The sequence below is a fragment of the Bordetella tumbae genome (assembly GCF_054780995.1).
This window is the reverse complement of the sequence record NZ_BAAGVG010000009.1, coordinates 20,641-39,256: the sequence shown is the minus strand read 5'-3', so window position 1 is coordinate 39,256 and position 18,616 is coordinate 20,641. Positions and strand designations below refer to the sequence as shown.

General features: G+C 57.3%; 16 protein-coding genes and 1 tRNA gene. 8 read left to right on the top strand and 9 right to left on the bottom strand.

The window, feature by feature from the left end; translation table 11 throughout:
• Positions 1-21: 21 nt before the first annotated feature.
• A complete protein-coding gene (locus tag ACYVI2_RS06695) occupies positions 22-3,276 on the bottom strand; it encodes a hypothetical protein (RefSeq protein ID WP_415820524.1) in 3,255 nt (1,084 codons plus the stop codon).
• A gap of 64 nt (positions 3,277-3,340) precedes the next feature.
• The gene (locus ACYVI2_RS06690; RefSeq protein WP_415820525.1) at positions 3,341-3,724 is read right to left on the bottom strand and encodes a type III secretion system chaperone; all 384 of its coding nucleotides are present in this window, start codon (positions 3,722-3,724) and stop codon (positions 3,341-3,343) included.
• A gap of 344 nt (positions 3,725-4,068) precedes the next feature.
• On the opposite strand from ACYVI2_RS06690, the gene ACYVI2_RS06685 reads away from it, so the two are divergent.
• Positions 4,069-4,284 (top strand): endopeptidase, encoded by a 216-nt coding sequence (locus ACYVI2_RS06685; protein WP_415820526.1) that lies wholly within the window; start codon positions 4,069-4,071, stop codon positions 4,282-4,284.
• 164 nt (positions 4,285-4,448) lie between these two features.
• Here ACYVI2_RS06685 and bamC read toward each other — a convergent pair whose 3' ends face one another.
• The 4 genes from bamC to ACYVI2_RS06665 form a co-directional block, all read right to left on the bottom strand.
• On the bottom strand, positions 4,449-5,579 hold the full coding sequence (gene bamC / locus ACYVI2_RS06680) for an outer membrane protein assembly factor BamC (protein WP_415820527.1): 1,131 nt from the start codon (positions 5,577-5,579) through the stop codon (positions 4,449-4,451).
• Between the two features lie 11 nt (positions 5,580-5,590).
• Positions 5,591-6,493 carry a 4-hydroxy-tetrahydrodipicolinate synthase gene (gene dapA, locus ACYVI2_RS06675; RefSeq protein WP_415820528.1) on the bottom strand — a complete coding sequence of 301 codons (903 nt, stop codon included), beginning with the start codon at positions 6,491-6,493 and terminating at the stop codon, positions 5,591-5,593.
• 84 nt (positions 6,494-6,577) lie between these two features.
• Positions 6,578-7,225, bottom strand: coding sequence for a site-2 protease family protein (locus tag ACYVI2_RS06670; RefSeq protein WP_415820529.1), 648 nt, complete (start codon positions 7,223-7,225; stop codon positions 6,578-6,580).
• 25 nt (positions 7,226-7,250) lie between these two features.
• Entirely contained in the window at positions 7,251-7,877 is a 627-nt protein-coding gene (locus ACYVI2_RS06665) for an L-threonylcarbamoyladenylate synthase (RefSeq protein WP_415820530.1), read from the bottom strand.
• Between the two features lie 43 nt (positions 7,878-7,920).
• Here ACYVI2_RS06665 and ypfJ point away from each other — a divergent pair, with 43 nt between their 5' ends.
• From ypfJ to ACYVI2_RS06650, 3 genes are all read left to right on the top strand, one after another.
• Positions 7,921-8,778, top strand: a complete 858-nt coding sequence (ypfJ, locus tag ACYVI2_RS06660; protein WP_415820531.1) for a KPN_02809 family neutral zinc metallopeptidase — start codon at positions 7,921-7,923, stop codon at positions 8,776-8,778.
• Positions 8,779-8,997: 219 nt separating this feature from the next.
• Positions 8,998-9,534, top strand: a complete 537-nt coding sequence (locus tag ACYVI2_RS06655; RefSeq protein WP_415820532.1) for a hypothetical protein — start codon at positions 8,998-9,000, stop codon at positions 9,532-9,534.
• A gap of 2 nt (positions 9,535-9,536) precedes the next feature.
• Entirely contained in the window at positions 9,537-10,301 is a 765-nt protein-coding gene (locus ACYVI2_RS06650) for a DUF1828 domain-containing protein (RefSeq protein ID WP_415820533.1), read from the top strand.
• 14 nt (positions 10,302-10,315) lie between these two features.
• Here ACYVI2_RS06650 and ACYVI2_RS06645 read toward each other — a convergent pair whose 3' ends face one another.
• Positions 10,316-10,588 (bottom strand): hypothetical protein, encoded by a 273-nt coding sequence (locus ACYVI2_RS06645; protein WP_415820534.1) that lies wholly within the window; start codon positions 10,586-10,588, stop codon positions 10,316-10,318.
• A 268-nt stretch (positions 10,589-10,856) separates the two neighbouring features.
• On the opposite strand from ACYVI2_RS06645, the gene ACYVI2_RS06640 reads away from it, so the two are divergent.
• From ACYVI2_RS06640 to pntB, 4 genes are all read left to right on the top strand, one after another.
• Positions 10,857-10,932: transfer RNA gene (locus tag ACYVI2_RS06640), tRNA-His, on the top strand.
• A gap of 448 nt (positions 10,933-11,380) precedes the next feature.
• Positions 11,381-12,838, top strand: coding sequence for a phospholipase D-like domain-containing protein (locus tag ACYVI2_RS06635; RefSeq protein ID WP_415820535.1), 1,458 nt, complete (start codon positions 11,381-11,383; stop codon positions 12,836-12,838).
• A gap of 490 nt (positions 12,839-13,328) precedes the next feature.
• The gene (locus tag ACYVI2_RS06630) at positions 13,329-14,939 is read left to right on the top strand and encodes a Re/Si-specific NAD(P)(+) transhydrogenase subunit alpha (RefSeq protein ID WP_415820536.1); all 1,611 of its coding nucleotides are present in this window, start codon (positions 13,329-13,331) and stop codon (positions 14,937-14,939) included.
• A 28-nt stretch (positions 14,940-14,967) separates the two neighbouring features.
• On the top strand, positions 14,968-16,380 hold the full coding sequence (gene pntB, locus ACYVI2_RS06625; protein WP_415820537.1) for a Re/Si-specific NAD(P)(+) transhydrogenase subunit beta: 1,413 nt from the start codon (positions 14,968-14,970) through the stop codon (positions 16,378-16,380).
• A 95-nt stretch (positions 16,381-16,475) separates the two neighbouring features.
• Here the strand turns inward: pntB and ACYVI2_RS06620 are convergent, their stop codons facing one another.
• Both ACYVI2_RS06620 and ACYVI2_RS06615 read right to left on the bottom strand, forming a co-directional pair.
• Positions 16,476-16,967, bottom strand: a complete 492-nt coding sequence (locus ACYVI2_RS06620; protein ID WP_415820538.1) for a MarR family winged helix-turn-helix transcriptional regulator — start codon at positions 16,965-16,967, stop codon at positions 16,476-16,478.
• 66 nt (positions 16,968-17,033) lie between these two features.
• The gene (locus ACYVI2_RS06615; RefSeq protein WP_415820539.1) at positions 17,034-18,461 is read right to left on the bottom strand and encodes an MFS transporter; all 1,428 of its coding nucleotides are present in this window, start codon (positions 18,459-18,461) and stop codon (positions 17,034-17,036) included.
• Between the last annotated feature and the right edge of the window lie 155 nt (positions 18,462-18,616).

The window sequence follows — 18,616 nt, the reverse complement described above, 5'->3', positions numbered from 1 at the left end:
CGAGACGCGGCAGCACGCTCATCACCGTTGGGTCGTGTCATATTCGACGCCATGCCTACGCCGTCGCATCAGAAACCCGTCCCGGTTCTGCAGCGCAGTCCGAGGTTGAGGTGAAATTTCCCTCACCGATGGCGGTGTTTTCTCATGCAGCTTGAATCCAGTACGAGCAACGCCGACACGGAAGCTGTCGTACCGGCCACGAGCCAGTACCTGTGGATCAGGGAGGTTGTAACGGTCGGGAATAATGCTGGACGTTGAGGCGAGCTTGATACCCTCGATATTCACTCCCGCTAACCGCATCATGCTGCGCACCCAATCCGCACAATTCCCCGCCCGAACGGCACGGTGGCCTTTTTCATCGGTCGCGGTATAGCCATCCGCCCCCTTGATCATTTCAGCGCTACGCGTGTTGTATAGGCTCTCCAGGCCGGCCGCCAGTTCGGCGAGTGCTTCGTCGCTCATCGAGCTAGGAACTTTGGGCGCCTCGCCACCGAAATTCCTGGCCCGAATTTGAGCCAAATCTTCGTCGGAATTTTTGGCGCGAACCGCTGATGGCCGTGATAATGGGTAGAGCGAGTCACGCACTACTTTTTCGGCTTCTGAGGCCGACTTGTTGTTATTCTCCACGAACATTGGCTCTGTTACCAGGTTGTCAATATAGTCATTGAGCCTTTTGGCGTCGGTCAAAAATGACGCTCTGAGCCGATCCGCCGTCCAGTTCGGGCGCCAGCCGGCCGGCTTCAACTCGCTAAGCCGGGCAGCAAGTGGCTCAAAATCCTGCGTTGTCAACGCATTCGAAAGCGAGGCGAGTTCAGACTTCGGCTGACGAACTGCCTTTTCTCGGATGCGCGCCATGATCAAATCAATTCGGAGAGGGTCGGATGACGCGAGCTTTTTCTGCTGGGTCGCAATAGCGTCCTTTACGAACGTCTCATATACGGCTTCGAAGGAACCATCCTTCTTATACTTCTTGAGTTCTTCCGAACTGGGGGTGGCCTCCCAATTGTCGGGTTTGAGTTTTCGCATCGCGGCAGCCAGCTTGTCGTTCGAGCTTTGCCACACCTCGTTCGCGATAGTCCTGGACACTTGTCGCATCTCTAGTTCTTTCCGAACCGCCTTGAGATCCAACTCTAAGGATTCGATATTCGATAGTTTCTCAATTTTTTGAGAAAGCTGATGAATGGCACTTTGGTTCTTCCAAAGATCCGCCAACAAACCATTGATCTCGGATGCGGAAAGTTTCTCAAGCTGCCCGCGCTCGCTAGCAGAAAGCGTCTTGCCGTCCTCCAGCAATCCGTTAACGCTATGTCTGAAACGATGGGCATCTTGTCTAATGTAGTTCTCCAGGTCAGTTCGCTTTGCGCGTGCCTTGCTTGAGGCGACGTATGCGTCCTGTACGATTTCGATTCGCTCCCTCATGGTCTCAAAAACCTTGCGCATTGACGTGTCGGGTGGCGAACGCTGCAGCGACTCGAGCGATAGCCCCCCAAGGAGCCCTTGAGCGCGAAGCGATTGAAGCACCTCCGGACACCATGGCCTCTCTACGGGGATGACGGGGACGGGAGCGGGAGGTGCAGCTTGGGCAGCGGCTGCAGCTTGAGCGGAGGCTGCAGCCTGGGCGGCGATTGCTTCTTTGCTGTCGAGGTTCATTTCGGCGAAATGATCAAACAGCATCTGGATTCGAACGAGCTCCCGCATGGCGCTGGCCTGCTTATGTTGATAGCTCTTCAGTTCGCTACCCAACTCTTCCTTGGAAGCATTCCTGCCGAAAACATGATAGAGAGGTACATCATTCGGCTCATCCTTTATTTCACTTTCACGCTGGATGATCGCAGTCTGGATGATTTTTTTAATCTCTGTCATCGGCAAACGTATGCTGGTGACATCCTTCATTTTTCCGCTCCCTATGACACCCAACGGGTCAGTAGGAACAGATTTACCGATTTTCAGATCTGCCGCTGAAATAACCGTCGGATGGATCACGTCATACTCATCCTTTCCATTCATGCTCCGAATCACAGCCCCCTCCGAGAGCCCGATCGTCCCGCAAAGCAGCAACTCGTCCGTGAGCCTTTCAAACAAAGACTGGTTTGCCCGTAACGTGTCCGCTATGTAGGCAAAATCGAGTTTGGTAAGTTTCCACACATGCTTTTCGGAATCCAATGTCTCGATATACATGACTGCGTGCCGAGGGTTTTCGCTGATCAAATGAATAACACCCGCGTCCTTATCGAGGGTAAATCCTGAGTAGCGAGAGTGGGCGGGATCTCCCGCACCGGCTCCGAACATCTCATTAAACGGCCTTTCAGCGCGGCCTACGGTCGACCGATTCTTGAAAGCCAATCGCTCTAACGCTTGAAAGTCGTTTTTCGTGAGATCACAGAGCCGTCCCGTCGTCTTGTCAATTAATCTGCTTTCTACGTATTTACTGACGAGACGATCAAAGGCCAACTCCTTGGTACTGATCGAGCCTGCGTCAGCGTCTGTACGAAAATAGGCGTGCTTAAGCGATGCCAGACAGTGCGCCAGGGTTTTCTCGGCAACGTTTTTTTCCCCGGGAACGCTTCCCTGAGGTACAAGCATCAGCTGTGCCGCTCCACTCTCGGACTTAATAGCGTCGTGATTTCCCTTACTCGACATGTCGCTGTCCGTCGTGAAACGAATAACCTCTGATCCGGTCTGGCTACGCCTCAGCAAAGACTTATAGTCTTTCAAAGGATTGAAATTCTGAGCGTCTGACACACGTCCGCCCGTGGATTGCGGACGATAATCATCCAGACCTCTCATCGTAATGGATGCAAATTGAACGTCGGCCTTGCTTCTGAGCTCGGCAATCATCCTAGGCGTGACGAACGCGCCCTTTTTGGAGGATAGAAGATCGATCTCCGCTTCGATTCGTGCGATGGCGGCGAGACGGACCGCTTTGATCGACGCCTTTTCTTGATCAGTGCCACGGAATGATCCTTTTTTTTCTGCGCTGCTGATCTCCGAATTCAATCGACGGGCGCTTGCCTCCGTCTCAGAGTTGATAGACCCAACCTTCAAGTACTTTTCTCTAAGCTCGGATTTGAGTTGCGCGAACAACTCTTGCTGCTGACCTAACGTCGACGCCGTATGAACACGGTACCCAAGCCACCCCCAGAAGCCCCAAGCTGAAACGGTAGACCGTGTGCCGAACTCATCGCTCTGGGTATTTTTGTCCGTAGACGGGTGCGCAACCACCGCATCGTTCAGGGAATCCGGCGAGAAAGTTGTAGAAAGTAATTTGCCGACCATCTTGACACTCCATTGCTTTAATAGCGCTACGCTGCGGCGCTTCGCTAGGCACGCGGCCCATTAATCAATAGGTTCGGATTCGCTGTTGCCAATTGGTGGCAACTTCGCAAAATGTCTTGAGAAGGGGCAGAAAATCATCCGGACTATGGATGCCAATAGGGACCTGCTTGAAGAGGCATGCGACAGGATCATCCGGCCGCAGGGCGAGGACGGCGCCTTCCGTGCCAGCCCCCAGAAAATTCGCTTGTCCCATGTCCTGCAGAAACGCGTCCCCGCTGGGTACGTCACCTAGCTCCGCATACAAGAGCACACTCTCGATGCTAGAGGTCTCCAGACTGACTGTGACCTGCACATCGCTCTCGAGCGTGAGATAAAGGGCGGCGCTGTCCTCAGGTTGGTGTGCGCCTAAAAGACGCGCGAGCTCTGTCAGAAAGATCTGTCCACTCATTTGCATCGTCCGCTCCGGAGACGTAGTTGTGCTACTTAGCTGTCTGACTGAGTGGCGCTATGTAATTTAAAGTTCCAACCAGGACCCGGAGCGGCGGGCTGTGCACAAATCCCACAGAAATTCGTATCCATCTCCCACAGTTAGCGGAGAGGACGAGGCATCTGAAACATTAAGAAATATCGAAAACGTATCAGTAAAGCTTGTTACGTTTTAGATGCCACCGCTTTAATTTTTACACGCCAGCGCTCGCCTGATTCCTGTAGCCTGACTACTGGTTTCCCCTAATGGGAATCTGATTTCCCCGATTTGGGGCCGCATGATCGTCATTTCACAGGAGTCTCAACATGATCAGCAAAACCTTGATTCTTGCTTCGGTATTGGCCGTAGCGCTGACCGCTTGCGACAAGAAGGAAGACACCTCGAGCCCCGCCGGCTCGGCACCGTCGACCACCGCACCGGCGCCAGCGGCACCCGCTCCCACGGCACCCACCCCGGCTCCGGACAGCTCGAGCACCACGCCGGCCCCGGGCACCTCGACCACGCCGGGTTCGGGTGGCTAAATCACCTCTCTGGCGAAATTCGCCAGACGTGAAAAAGGGCTGCGACGATCGTCGCAGCCCTTTTTTGTTGCCGGGCTGGGCCAAGCCGGGCCATCCAAAATAAAAACGCCCCCGCAGGGGCGTTTTTAAGAGACAGGGCCATGGACCACCGCCCTGCTCGAACATCAGACCATTTTGTCCTTCAGCACGCCCAACAGACGCTGTGCCGTTGAACTATTGTCACGCTGGCCGCTGGCGTTGAGCACCGTCACCTGTGTCTGACCACCGACTTCGGTCAGATGGATGCGGTATTGCGCCGCCTGGGTTTGTTTGTCACCAGAGAACATCCGGCTGAAGAAACCCGGCTCGCTTTGCTGAGCGCCCGTATCCGTATCCACATAGCGCACGAAATACTCGCCAGCGGAACGATCACGATCATCCACAGCAAAACCGCCCGAATCCAGCGCCACCCCAACCCGACGCCATGCGCGATCAAAGGACTCGTCGACCACCAGCATGGCACCATCGGCCCGTACGTCCTGCTGGACCTTCGGCGACTGCGGCGAAGCCTCGGCCTGAGCCACCAGCTTGCGGGCGCTGTCGACGTCAGTGCCCAGATACACCATCAGGCGCGCCAGCATGGCGGCATTCAGACCGGGGTCTTCTTTGCCGTGTTCCCATTGCACTTGGGAGTCATCGGAGCCCACACGCTTTTCAAACATCTGCTGGTGCGAGATATAAATCTCGGTACGCCCATTGACGCGCTCGACACGCGTACGGAATTTCTCGCGCTCACCGCTATCCCACACCGAATCCAGAATGGAACCTAACGCCTGACGCAGCCAGCTCTCGGGGATCTTGGCACGGTTTTCGGCCCAGTTCGTGTCGATCAAACCGGCCTTGGGATTGTTGTTCGCAATCGTAAAGCCAGTGTCTGTCCAGAAATCGACCACTTTGGGAAAGACTTGCTCAGGAGGCAAATCGACTACCAACCAACGCAAATCGCCATCACGCTCGACTCGCATGTCGCTGCGCTCGGGCAGCACATTGCTAGTCTGTGCTGTCGAAGAGGCGACTTGCTGGCCCTGCTCTTGATATTGCGAGAACGTGGTGCTGCCCGATGCAGGAGCACGATAACGTGGATCGCTCGATGCCTGAGTCAGATCCGGAGGGATGCTCAGCGGTTCGCCACGTTTTGTGCTTTTGTAATCGACCGACTCTTCGCCGCCGAGAAATTCATTCACATCGCTGCAACCCGACAGCAATGCCAGAGCCATCAATGCCGACGCAGCGGCATGACGTTGGTTCATACGCATCCTCACTTAAATTAGAGCAGACCCGTTTCCTGGAGCGTGCGACGGACCGTATCGTGATGCTGCGCGCCGAGTTCGACCAGCGGTAACCGGTAACCCAACGACGTACGGCCCATCTGGGCAAGCGCCCATTTCACAGGAATGGGATTGGCCTCGACAAACAAGACCTTGTTAAGACGAGCCAGGCGCGAGTTTAGTTCACGCACTTTGGGCACGTCACCTGCCAAGGCCGCAGCACAAAGCTCGCGCATGAGCCGTGGTGCGACATTGGCTGTCACTGAAATATTGCCTCGAGCGCCCAACAGAATGAGTGCGGCAGCGGTAGGATCATCGCCGCTGAACACCTGAAAATCTGCGGGAGCTTCGCGCAACAACAACGCCCCGCGGCCAATATCGCCGGTCGCGTCCTTGATACCGATGATGCCTGGCACTTGCGCCAGACGCAGCACGGTTTCGTTGCTCATGTCAGCGACCGTACGGCCTGGCACGTTGTACAGCACCGTCGGCAGATCCACCGCCTCGGCAACGGCGCGGAAATGCTGATAGAGGCCCTCCTGGGAGGGCTTGTTGTAGTAGGGCACCACGGACAGGCCCGCCTGGGCGCCCACGCGCTTGGCGTGACGCGTCAGATGGATCGCCTCGTCAGTCGAGTTGGCGCCGACGCCAGCGATCACGGGAATACGCCCTGCCGCGTGTTCTACCGCCACGCGGATGAGCTCGGCATGCTCGTCCATGGACACCGTGGGAGACTCTCCCGTGGTGCCGACCACCACCAGGGCGTCGGTGCCTTCGGCGACGTGCCAATCGATCAGAGATCGATACGCCGGATAATCCAGGCTGCCATCAGGCTGCATGGGCGTTACCAACGCCACCATGCTGCCCTGAAAAGTAATCGTTGAGGAATCGGGGGATGCCATGAAAATGGGCTCCGAACCCGGCGCAACATGCACCGGGCGAGAAACAGGTCAGTCGAACCGTCGAGTTTACCGGAATATTGGCAATTACAAGAACCATGTCACGATGGTCGAGCCCAATTCCATAAAGGGCCGCATCAAGGTCCACAACACATCGGTCGCCAGCAGTACCAGCACGATCAACAAGCCATAGGGCTCGATCCGGGAGTATTGCCAGGCCAGTCGATTAGGCAGCAGGCTGAATACGACGCGGCCACCGTCCAGAGGCAAAATAGGCAGCAAATTGAGCGCCATTAGCACCAAATTGACGTTAATACCCGCCATGCCGACCTGATACCAGTAGCCCTCTTCGATACCGGCAGCCAGGAACAGGCGCATCGAGATGACCCACAGAATGGCCATGACCAGATTGGCGGCAGGCCCTGCCAGGGCCACCCATAGCATGTCCTGCTTGGGCCGGCGCAGGCGTCCGAAATCCACCGGGACAGGTTTGGCCCAACCGAACAGCATGCCGGGACCGCCCATCAATTTGGACATCAGCAAGATCGCCACCGGAACCAATATGGTGCCGACGGGATCGATGTGGCGCATAGGATTGAGCGTGATGCGCCCCGCCTGCTCGGCAGTGGGGTCCCCGAACATACGAGCCACATAACCGTGGGCCGCCTCGTGCAGGGTGATCGCGAAAATAACGGGGATCGCGTAGATCGCGATAGCTTGAATGATGTCGGACATGAGGCGCCGGAGTTATCTTTTTATATCAGACCAAGCCCAACGTGGCAGGGTCACCCCGGCCACGCCGCAGCACTGCCGGCTCGTTGCCGGTCAAATCAATAACTGTAGTGGGAGATTGCGGGCAAGCGCCTGCATCAATGACGGCAGCCAGCTCATGGGCATAGCGATCACGGATGTCCTCGGCGTCGTTGAGCGCCTCGTCTTCGTCCTTGGGGATCAGCGTCGTAGACAGCAACGGCGCCCCCACCTGCTCGAGCAACGCCAACGTCACCGCGTGCTGCGGCACACGGATCCCGATAGTCTTGCGAGACGGATGAGATACCCGGCGCGGTACCTCGCGGGTCGCCTCGAGAATAAAGGTCCAGGGCCCCGGCGTCGCCGCCTTCAGCAAGCGATATTGACGATTGTCGACCCGCGCAAAATGGCCGATCTCGGCCAGATCGCGACACAAGAGTGTCAAATGGTGACGTTCGTCCAATCCGCGCAACCGCCGCAGCGCATCGGCGGCCGCTTTGTCGTCGAGATGGGCCACCACCGCATAACTGGAGTCGGTAGGCACCGCCACCAAGCCGCCATCGCTCAGCCATTGGGCGGCTTGTTTGAGCAAACGCGGTTGCGGATTGTCAGGATGAATGGAGAAAAAGAGAGCCATGGGTTTATCCTAGCATCCTTAGCGCTTGCTCAGGAGAAACAAGATGCGCATGGATGACTCGCGGGAAAGTCAAAATATCGAAGATCGACGCTCAAGCGGCCCGCGGTTCGGAGGACGACGTGGTTCGATCGGCATAGGCACCATCGTACTGGCTTTAGTGGCGATTTATTTCGGCGTGGACCCCTCGGTCGTCCTGCAAATGGCCGATGGCACCGCGCCGGTGCAACAACAGCAAACCTCGACCCAGCCTCCGGCCGACGATCCACAGACGCGCTTCGTGTCCAAAGTCCTGGGCGAGACCGAAGACGTCTGGAGCACGATTTTCCAGGAAAATCTCAATCGGCAATACGTTCCGCCCAAGATGGTCCTGTTTCGCGGCGCGACGCCGACCGCCTGCGGTACCGGGCAATCGGCCATGGGGCCGTTTTATTGCCCGGCGGACAGCAAGGTCTATATCGATCTGAGCTTCTTTGACGAAATGGAGCGCCAACTGAACGCGCCGGGGGATTTTGCCCAGGCCTACGTCATTGCCCATGAGGTGGGCCACCATGTCCAGCACCTGCTGGGCATTTCCGACCAGGTCGATCAACTGCGCCAGCGTAACCCCAGCCAGGCCAACGCCCTGTCGATCCGCATGGAGTTGCAGGCAGACTGCTTCGCCGGGCTATGGGCACGCCGTGCCGACCAGGCTCGCAACATCCTCGAAAGCGGTGACATCGAAGAAGGCCTGAACGCTGCGACGGCCATTGGCGACGACACCCTGCAAAAGAAAAGCCAGGGCTATGTCGTCCCCGATGCCTTTACGCATGGATCCTCCGCGCAGCGCGTACAGTGGTTCAAACGCGGCCTGGACAGCGGCGACCTGCGCCAATGCGACACGTTTGCCAGCAAGAGCCTTTGATCGCCTCTCGTTGATTCTCCGGGCAGATCGGCGCGACAGATGGACCGTCCAGACTGCCTACCATGTCGGCTCGCCGAATGGTAGGCAGCACCGCTTTGCAGCCGGCTAAACGGTTGCGGCCTGCCGACAACGCCATGATCTTGTAATATTACGGCCCTTTCGGGCGCCTCGCTGGGTGCCCCGCTGCATCCCCTGAACGACAACAGCCCCAAACGGCGCATGGCCACTACGCAAGCCCCCCTCATTACCCCGGCAGAAGTCCGCGAAATCCTGGCAGAGCCCAAGGAAACCGCCAAAGCGGTGACCTGGACGCCTCGCCCTGCGCCCGGACAAGCCCAATGGGTAGAATTCGTCTCGTCCTGCCGCTTGCGCGGCGAGACACGCGACGACATCATTTTTCGTACGCTCTATCGTCCGGCGCGCACTGCCGTGCACGGACAAGCCATCATCACCCTGGCAGAAGCCTGTTCGGCCAGCCTGTTCATCGGACCGCATCGCGTGCTGGGTATTGATACCAACGATGCCTACCACACGAATCTGGCTGGCTCAGACCTGCCGCTCTACCGCAACGTACTCGATCAGCGCACCCACCAGCATATCTGGCATCACGAAGGCGAAGGTTATGCCGAGCCTGTCGTCCCTGCGCTGAACGACATCGCCTCCCTGATCCCTTATTTCCTGCAACGCGCCAATCTGACGCTGGCAGGTGGCTTTGCCCACCCGCTCAAAGGCCGTCAGATTGAACTGCTCATCTGAATATGACCGCATTTCTGCCCCCGGCCGGCTGGACGGTCGTGCCCGCCGGAGAACGCGCTGTACGCGCCATCACGCCCGTTGCCATGGGCCTGGACGGCCAGCATGCCACGTTCTACATCGCTCATCCCGACGACAATTCGTTCTTTTTGACCGATGCAGGCGAAGCTGCCATGCATGCCGCCACCTATGGCGTCGAACTCACCCCCAAACGGCTGGACCAGTTGAATCAGACCCCGGGCCTCAGCCTGGCACACTTCGACCATAGTGGCGCCATCACGGCCGCCGGCCCGCAATCGCAATTGCAGGATGCGCTGTGGGATGCGATCAAATTGACGACTGCGCTGACCTTTCAGTGCAGCCAATGGATGCCGAAATTCAGCCGCCTGCGTTTTCGCGCCGAAGTCGGCCGCACGTTGGCCGAGGCCGTGGGCGCTGAACGATTGGTCCAAAGCGCAAAAGCACGTGCCAGCAGCGGCCACACGGCCGAATTCGCCTATGCGGTGCGCAGCACCGCTGGCGCCTCGCTCACCTACATCGAACCAATCGCCCTCAAAGCAGGCAAAAAAATCGATTGGACACAGGTCTACCAGACACACGGCAAAATGTCGGACGTCAAAATGGCCGATGCGGATAACAGCCGCCTGGTCATCCTCGAGGACGGCGCAGCCGCCGAGGAATTCAACAAAGCGGTATCGATTCTGGAACAGTCCGCGATTGTCAGACCGCTGGGCAAAGCTCGCAGTTGGTCGGAGATCTTTGCCAATTGACTGAATAGGTTCGCCTATCCCGTCACCCCTGTCAGGGCATCGACAATCGCGCACCCATGGCTGATCGCCTGGTGCACGGCTTCGCGCGGACTAAATACAAAATTCCCCTCGGCAAAGCTGGGGACTTCATACTCATCACCCGATTCCTGTACGGAGTCAGCCTGAACCACGAATACCGAAGCGGTAAAGACGGGTGACCCCGACGCGTTTGTCTTGCTGTCTTGGACACCCCGGGTGACTTTCGCCGTCAACCGATATCCTTTGTAAACAAAATTATTTGGATGCACTCGTAGGCCCTCTCTAAAGGGCAGCATACCGCGCATATCGTGACAAGCCTGATAAGTTTTGTAACGGACTGAGGAATCGTCCTTTCGAGGCGGCGCATGAATTGTCGGTCAGGCTAAGTTATCCAGAACGGGGGCGAACGGCAGCGTGCGCTGGCCCTCGTACCTCAAGGTTCGGCCCCCCCCCTGATCGTCAAACACCAACATCGCCGCTCATTTGCCATCGCGATTTTTTATATGCTATAGTTCGGCCTCTTCGCAGTACTCAGCGGTGGCTGTAGCTCAGTTGGTAGAGTCCTGGATTGTGATTCCAGTTGTCGTGGGTTCGAGCCCCATCAGCCACCCCAAATCGCTCTGAGTTTTCATGTGGATAAAAGATCAAAAATCCCACCATATGAAGATTAGAACAAGAATTGCGATACTAGAATTTAGCCCGCCATTGAGCGGGCTTTTTCATTTCTGTGCTTAGCTCGGTCATATATTAGGCTTGACCGAAACACGATTGCTCTCGGTACAGACACAACCGCAAAGCCATCACTGATTAAGCAATCGTTTGAGCAAGTGAGCTCTAAAATCTCCCATGCTCGGTATGAACAATTGATCTCACATTCACTCCTGGTCGGCTTGCCCCTCCACACGCCGCCTGCCTCTCCGTAAAACGAATCCAAGCGTCATACGAACGCCCACTTGTTGCTCGCCCACGACGAAATGCGAGCTAACAGCTACAACTTGGTATCCTGACGCACCTGCCATGTATAGGCATGACACCCTTGCGAGAGTCATTCAGAGCTGCATATGGATCGCTTCGACGAGCTTTTACATGAATACTGGCCCCATTTGGTATTCGGCATCAGCGTAGTAGCCGGTACGGGTGCCGCCGTCCATGCCGCCATGACCAAACAGGACGTACGTGCGGCAATCGGCTGGGTCGGGGTGGCCCTGTTTTCCCCCCTGTTTGGGGCGCTGTTTTATTTTGTCGCCGGGATAAACCGCATCCGTCACACCCGCGTTTCGCAGCAACGAGACGAAACTCCGCTGTCCTACGCCAGCTACGAACAGGAACCCATCGACGATGTCGTGCCCTACTCGGCTAGCCAATTCTCGTCGCTCAGGACACTGGGTGACCAGATCAGCCATTTCCCTGTCGTAGGCAACAATTCCGTCACCCCCCTGTCAGGAGGCGACGAAGCCTACCCTGCCATGATGCAGGCCATTCGCCAGGCGCGCCATTGCATCGCCATGCAGAGCTATATCTTTGACAGCGACCCCATCGGCCGGGAAATGGCACAGGCGCTGATCGAGGCTCACGAACGCGGCGTACAAGTCCGCGTTCTGATCGATGCAATCGGCAGCAAGTATTCCCGTCCCCCTATCGTGCGCATGCTGCACCGCGCGGGCGTACGCACCGCGCTGTTCATGACAAATCCCCTGGGCGTGCTGCGCATGCCGTATGCCAATCTGCGCAGCCACCGCAAGATCCTCGTTGTCGACGGCGACCTGGGTTTTACCGGCGGTATGAACGTACGCGCCGCCTTTGTCAGCGCCCTATCGGGCGAGCAGACCAACAAAGACGTGCATTTTCAATTGGAGGGCCCGGTCGTCACGCAGCTCATGTCGGTGTTTGCACACGACTGGACATTCACGACCCACGAGATGCTCGAGGGCGAGCCGTGGTTTCCTCCCCCGGCCTCGACGCCGGCAGGCACGGTACCGCTGCGTTGCGTTCCCTCAGGGCCCGATCGCGCCGTCGTCAGCACGCGCAATATGCTATTGGGCGCCCTCGCCGTCGCACAGCACCACATCCGCATTCAGTCGCCGTATTTCCTGCCTGATCAACCGCTGATCCTGGCGCTGGCAACCGCCGCGCGGCGCGGCATCACCGTCGACGTCGTGATCCCCGGCCGCAATAATTTGCGCTTGGTCAATTATGCGATGACGGCGCAACTGGACCAGATCATCCGCACGGGATGCCGCGTCTGGCGCTCATCGGGCTCGTTCGACCATTCCAAACTGATGACAGTGGACGGCGCCTGGTCGTATATCGGATCGTCCAATATGGATCCGCGCAGCCTGCGGCTGAATTTCGAGCTCGACACCGAAGTCTACGATCACAACCTGGCCCAATGGATCGGCCATCGCGTGGATGCGTACATCGCAGGTGCGAGACAAGTCACCCTCGAGGAGCTCTATGGGCAGCCGTTCATCAAGCGGCTGCGCAACAAGATTATCTGGCTGGCTTCACCGTATTTGTAGTGCACAGGCGTTTTTGTAAAGCGTTTGTATACGCGACCGCCCAACATACAGTACGACACGCAGCGTTTTTCCTGAGCAGGTATAACCGACACGTACCTATTCAGGAGCAACGTGATGAAGCAACCATATCCTGCCCGCCATCCCATCGCCCGCTTACCCCGTCCGAGCATAAAGCGATTGTTCACAGTGCTTCTTTTGCTCGTGGGTGGATTGAGCGTTGAGGCCGTCAAACCCGTGCAGTGTTCATTGATAGTCAATAGCCGGAGTTATCGTCCTCGCGCACCCTCATCAAAGTAGCCCCATCGATGAGACGCGCGGACAATTGAGGCCAGGAGGACGTATTTACGTACCATCGCAACGCATAACCTGACTGACCCTGCTTGAGGGCCAATATGCCCCTGCGAACGATAGGTCGAAGCCCCATATTCAGCAGATCCATGATATGAATACGGAAAGCAAGAAACCGTATCCATAAAAAGGGAGGCATTTGATGCAGTCAGACACCGTCTCATCGCCGCAGCGAATCGGCGTACCCCGCGAGATATTTCCTGGCGAAAAGCGCGTCGCCACGGTTCCCGAAGCGGTAGAAAAACTCGTCAAACTGGGTTTTCAGGTCGCAGTCGAGGCTGGCGCCGGCGAGGCGGCCAACTTCAGCGACGAGTCCTATTCGGCTGCGGGTGCAGAGATCGTCCAGGGCGCTGCGGCGCTCTGGGCGGAATCCGACATCGTCTTCAAAACACGCCCCCCGAGTGCCGAAGAAGTCGCCCTGATGCGCGAAGGCGGGACTCTGATTGGCTTCATCTGGCCCGCCCAAAACCCGGATCTGATGCAGCAACTCGCCGCAAAAAAGGCAACCGTGCTGGCCATTGACTGCCTACCACGCACGCTGTCACGCGCCCAGAAAATGGATGCTCTCACCTCCACGGCGGGTGTCAGCGGCTATCGAGCTGTCATTGAGGCAGCCAATGCATTCGGGCGCTATTTCAACGGACAGATCACCGCGGCAGGTAAAGTGCCGCCCGCCAAAGTCTTCATCGCAGGCGCCGGTGTGGCAGGCCTGGCGGCCATAGGGACAGCGGCCAGCCTGGGCGCTATCGTACGCGCCAACGATACCCGTGCCGAAGTCGCCGATCAGGTCAAATCCCTGGGCGGCGAATTCGTCAAAGTCGATTACGAAGAAGAAGGCAGCGGTGGTGGCGGCTATGCCAAGGTCATGAGCGAAGGCTTTCAGGCCGCGCAGCGCCAGATGTACGCCCAGCAGGCAAAAGACGCGGACATCATCATCACCACAGCCCTGATCCCCGGCAAACCTGCGCCCAAGCTCATCACCGCCGAGATGGTGCAATCGATGAAGCCCGGCAGCGTCATCGTCGACATGGCCGCAGAGCAAGGCGGCAATTGCGAGCTGACCGTACCCGGCGAAGCCGTCGTGCGCCATGGCGTCACGATCATCGGCTACACCGATCTGGCCTCACGCCTGGCCAAACAGTCGTCCACGCTGTACGCCACCAACCTGCTGCGCCTGACCGAGGAACTGTGCAAGGCCAAGGACGGGCATGCCGTGATCAATATGGAGGACGATGCGATCCGGGGCCTGACGGTAATCAAGGATGGCGCCATTACCTGGCCCGCTCCACCGCTAAAGCCTGCGACGCCTCCTGCCGCGGCTGCCAAATCGGCGGCCCCTGTCGCCGAAAAGAAGAGCGGTCACGGGCATGGCAGCAGCGGTCCATTGCCAGCCAAAACGCTCGCGATCGTTTTTGCTGTGGCCGCAGTGGCCTTTTGGTTTATCGGCGCCTATGCACCGGCGGCCTTCCTGGGGCACTTTACGGTATTCGTACTGGCGTGCTTCATCGGATACATGGTGGTGTGGAATGTGACCCCTGCACTGCACACACCGCTGATGAGCGTGACCAACGCCATTTCCAGCATCATCGCCATCGGGGCGCTAGTTCAGATTGCGCCGCCCACGGCGGGCTTGAACGATCGGCCCGATGCGCTGATTCACTGGTTGGCCTTTGCTGCGCTCATCCTGACAGCGGTCAATATGTTTGGCGGCTTTGCCGTCACCCGTCGCATGCTCGCCATGTTCCGTAAATAAGAAAAATAAATAAAGGAAAGACATCATCATGTCCCAAAGTCTCGCCACGGTGGCCTATCTCGGTGCCGCCATTCTCTTTATCTTGAGTTTGAGTGGCCTGTCGAATCCTGAAACTTCACGTCGCGGCAATCTGTTCGGCATGATCGGCATGGCGCTGGCCGTATTGGCGACCGTGTTCGGCCCCAGCGTCAGCACCTCAGGCATCGCCTGGATTGTCATTGCGCTGGTGGTCGGCGGCGGCATCGGTCTATATGCCGCCAAGGTTGTCAAAATGACCCAGATGCCTGAGCTGGTGGCGCTCATGCATAGCCTGGTGGGTCTGGCGGCCTGCATTGTCGGATTCGCCAGCTATATCGACCCCACCATGAAATACGAGGGTGCGGAGAAAATCATCCACGAGGTGGAAATCTACATCGGTATTCTGATCGGTGCGGTCACGTTCTCCGGCTCGCTGATCGCGTTCGGCAAACTGGCAGGCCGCATCGGCGGCAAGCCACTGCTGCTGCCCGCTCGCCACTGGCTCAATCTGATTGCCCTGCTGGTCGTGATCTGGTTCGGCCGGGAGTTTCTGGCGGCGCCCGACGTCAATGCTGGCATGTTGCCGTTGATTGTGATGACAGTGATTGCCCTGCTGTTCGGCATACACATGGTCATGGCCATCGGCGGCGCGGATATGCCCGTAGTCGTCTCCATGCTCAACAGCTATTCGGGCTGGGCGGCGGCTGCCACCGGATTCATGCTGAGCAACGATCTGCTCATCGTAACGGGCGCATTGGTTGGATCCTCGGGTGCGATCCTGTCGTACATCATGTGCACGGCAATGAACCGCAATTTCATCAGCGTCATTGCCGGCGGCTTTGGCTCGGGCGGCGGTACGCCCGCCAAGAAAAGCGATGCAACGGAGCCCCAAGGCGAAGTCGTGCCCGTCAGCGCCGCCGAGACATCCGAGATGCTGCGCGACGCCAAAAGCGTCATCATCGTACCGGGTTACGGTATGGCGGTGGCCCAGGCTCAACACACGGTGTATGAGATCACCAAGACGCTGCGCGAAAAAGGCGTGGATGTCCGCTTTGCCATTCACCCGGTGGCAGGCCGTATGCCAGGCCACATGAATGTGCTGTTGGCCGAGGCGAAGGTGCCCTACGACATCGTGATGGAGATGGACGAAATCAACGAGGATTTCCCCGATACGGACGTCGCCATCGTCATCGGCGCCAACGACATCGTCAACCCCAGCGCCGCGGAAGACCCGGCCAGCCCCATCGCCGGCATGCCGGTGCTAGAGGTCTGGAAGGCCAAGACCTCGATCGTGATGAAACGGTCGATGGCATCGGGATATGCGGGCGTGGACAATCCGTTGTTCTACAAAGAAAACAACCGCATGTTGTTTGGCGATGCCAAGAAAATGCTGGATGAAGTGCTGGTCGCGCTGAAGGGTTGAGCCGGTATTACACGCCAATGAGCCGCTATCATCATCGATAAAATGAATGGTAGCGGCTCATAGAGCTTGCCATCCTCATGCTTCGAACGGCATGACTATTTTTTTGTGACATCCAATGGATTGAAGGCCGCTCGAGCATGCGGCTCCAGCTCGTGTACCAAGCGTTTAAGCAGTGACACAAACTGCTCTCGCTCATCGTCGTTCAATGGCGCCATCTGTGCGTTGTAGGTGGTCTCTGCCATACCGCGTGTTCGACGCAACATGTTTCGTCCTGCGGCGGTCAAGGTCAAACGCAGTTGGCGTTTATCCACACTGTCGACTTGCCGCAGGAGCCAGCCATTGCGCTCCAGCCCTTGGACGACCTGAGAAATACTGACTTTATTCATCCCTAAGGACAAGGCGAGTTCGCCCTGGGTCAGTTTCTTTTTCTCGTGCAGCGCAATCAATACTGCATACTGTGCGGGAGACAATCCAATCGATGCGAATTCGGCTTCCAGAATGGATACGAAAATCTGATGCGCGCGCCGAAGCAAGAACCCGGGCCGGTCATAAAGTTGATCCAGACGTTCGATCGCAGAATTGGGCATGCTTAATGGCGTAGAAAAAGGCTAAAAGAATTTGCGTGCAGGCCAATAAACGCTGGCCTGACGCCCTCAAGACACCCGAGGGGTATGGCCGCTCAACTCTTGGCCAGCATGCTCGGGCAGGGAACGGTAACACGGGATGGCCGCTGCGCAACATAGTGCCAGCAGACCAAAAGCGATCGCATAATCGGCGCTGGCGGGCTCAGCGCGGCTGGCCCAGGTGGCGGACCATTCGATGAGCAACGCGGAAAATGCGATGCCCACCGTAACCGCGAGCTGCCAAGCCATCGTGTTCAATGTCGTGGCCGAAGCAACTTTTTCAGCAGGCAAATCCGCATAGGCAATCGCACTAAGCGCGTTGAACTGAATCGCCCGAAAAAAACCCGTAAGCGCCATGACCAGGGAAATGGCGATCATATTCCAGCCGGGCAGAGCAAAGCATGCACACGCCAATAACCCTGCCGTGCACATCAGTCCATTGCCGATCAACATCCGGCGGAAACCCCAACGCCCCAGCATCTTCGCCGTTTGCGTCTTGGCAAAAAAGGCGACCGTACCGCTGAGCAACAGGACCATCCCACTCTGCACAGCACTGAATCCCAATCCCAATTGCAGCATGAGCGGCAGCAAAAATGGCAGTGCCCCATAACCCACGCGAACGAGACTGCCTCCCCAGAACCCTGCAGAGAACGATTTTCCCTGTAGCAGCGAGAAATCCAGCATCGGATGCGCCAAGTGCCGCCGATAATGGATATAGAAAACGAGCAATCCCGTCAACGCCAACACCCACGCAAACAGCCACAACGGATCGTCCGCCTGCCGTACGGATTCGACGCCAATTACGATGAGCGCCAATATGGCCGACAGCAGCAACCACTCCCCCCAATCAAACACACTGCTGATACGCGTACGCAATTCCGGCATCACATAGCGCGCTGCCCATAACCCCGCGAGCCCCACGGGAACGTTCGCCCAAAAAACCCAATGCCAGCTTAAGTAAGTCCCCAATATTCCACCCAGAGGCGGCCCCAGCATCGGGCCCAGCATGGCAGGCGTAACCATCCAGGCCAGGGCCTGTACCAGCTTTCCTTTGCCCACGGCGTGAATCAGCACATTACGGCCAACCGGTACCATCATTGCAGCGGCGGCACCCTGCAGGCCACGAGAGGCGGCGAGCGCCTCTACGCTCGTAGACATCGCACACAATACGGAGCTGATGACGAATAGCAATACAGACCCGCAAAAGGTCGTCCTCGATCCCCAGCGTGCCGCAAATAGTCCACTGAGCGGAATAAATATCAGCGAACAGAGCAGATAGATCGTCATCGTCAGGTTCAAACCTAGCGGGTCTATGCCGTATTGCAAGGCGATCTGAGGAATGACGGGGCTGATGATAGTGGCGTCCAATTGCTCCATGAACATGGCAGAGCCAACCAGCAATGCGAGCGGACGAAAATCCTCACTCGCGTCGGACACGGGACGCAAACGAAAAGCCATGAATATGTTTCAAGCCGCAGCCAATACAAGTCGAAGCCACGGATTCTCCATCAAGATCAGCTGCCTTCAAAATGAAATTAGTAAAGGTACTAACAATTTTTTCTTCTTTTGAATTAAGCACAAATCATGGGACAGTATCCATCTTTCGCGCAGTG

Coding starts and splice junctions, on each gene's coding strand:
- ACYVI2_RS06695 (WP_415820524.1), bottom strand. CDS start 3,276: ATGGTCGGCAAATTACTTTCTACAACTTTCTCGCCGGATTCCCTGAAC.
- ACYVI2_RS06690 (WP_415820525.1), bottom strand. CDS start 3,724: ATGAGTGGACAGATCTTTCTGACAGAGCTCGCGCGTCTTTTAGGCGCA.
- ACYVI2_RS06685 (WP_415820526.1), top strand. CDS start 4,069: ATGATCAGCAAAACCTTGATTCTTGCTTCGGTATTGGCCGTAGCGCTG.
- bamC (WP_415820527.1), bottom strand. CDS start 5,579: ATGCGTATGAACCAACGTCATGCCGCTGCGTCGGCATTGATGGCTCTG.
- dapA (WP_415820528.1), bottom strand. CDS start 6,493: ATGGCATCCCCCGATTCCTCAACGATTACTTTTCAGGGCAGCATGGTG.
- ACYVI2_RS06670 (WP_415820529.1), bottom strand. CDS start 7,225: ATGTCCGACATCATTCAAGCTATCGCGATCTACGCGATCCCCGTTATT.
- ACYVI2_RS06665 (WP_415820530.1), bottom strand. CDS start 7,877: ATGGCTCTCTTTTTCTCCATTCATCCTGACAATCCGCAACCGCGTTTG.
- ypfJ (WP_415820531.1), top strand. CDS start 7,921: ATGCGCATGGATGACTCGCGGGAAAGTCAAAATATCGAAGATCGACGC.
- ACYVI2_RS06655 (WP_415820532.1), top strand. CDS start 8,998: ATGGCCACTACGCAAGCCCCCCTCATTACCCCGGCAGAAGTCCGCGAA.
- ACYVI2_RS06650 (WP_415820533.1), top strand. CDS start 9,537: ATGACCGCATTTCTGCCCCCGGCCGGCTGGACGGTCGTGCCCGCCGGA.
- ACYVI2_RS06635 (WP_415820535.1), top strand. CDS start 11,381: ATGGATCGCTTCGACGAGCTTTTACATGAATACTGGCCCCATTTGGTA.
- ACYVI2_RS06630 (WP_415820536.1), top strand. CDS start 13,329: ATGCAGTCAGACACCGTCTCATCGCCGCAGCGAATCGGCGTACCCCGC.
- pntB (WP_415820537.1), top strand. CDS start 14,968: ATGTCCCAAAGTCTCGCCACGGTGGCCTATCTCGGTGCCGCCATTCTC.
- ACYVI2_RS06620 (WP_415820538.1), bottom strand. CDS start 16,967: ATGCCCAATTCTGCGATCGAACGTCTGGATCAACTTTATGACCGGCCC.
- ACYVI2_RS06615 (WP_415820539.1), bottom strand. CDS start 18,461: ATGGCTTTTCGTTTGCGTCCCGTGTCCGACGCGAGTGAGGATTTTCGT.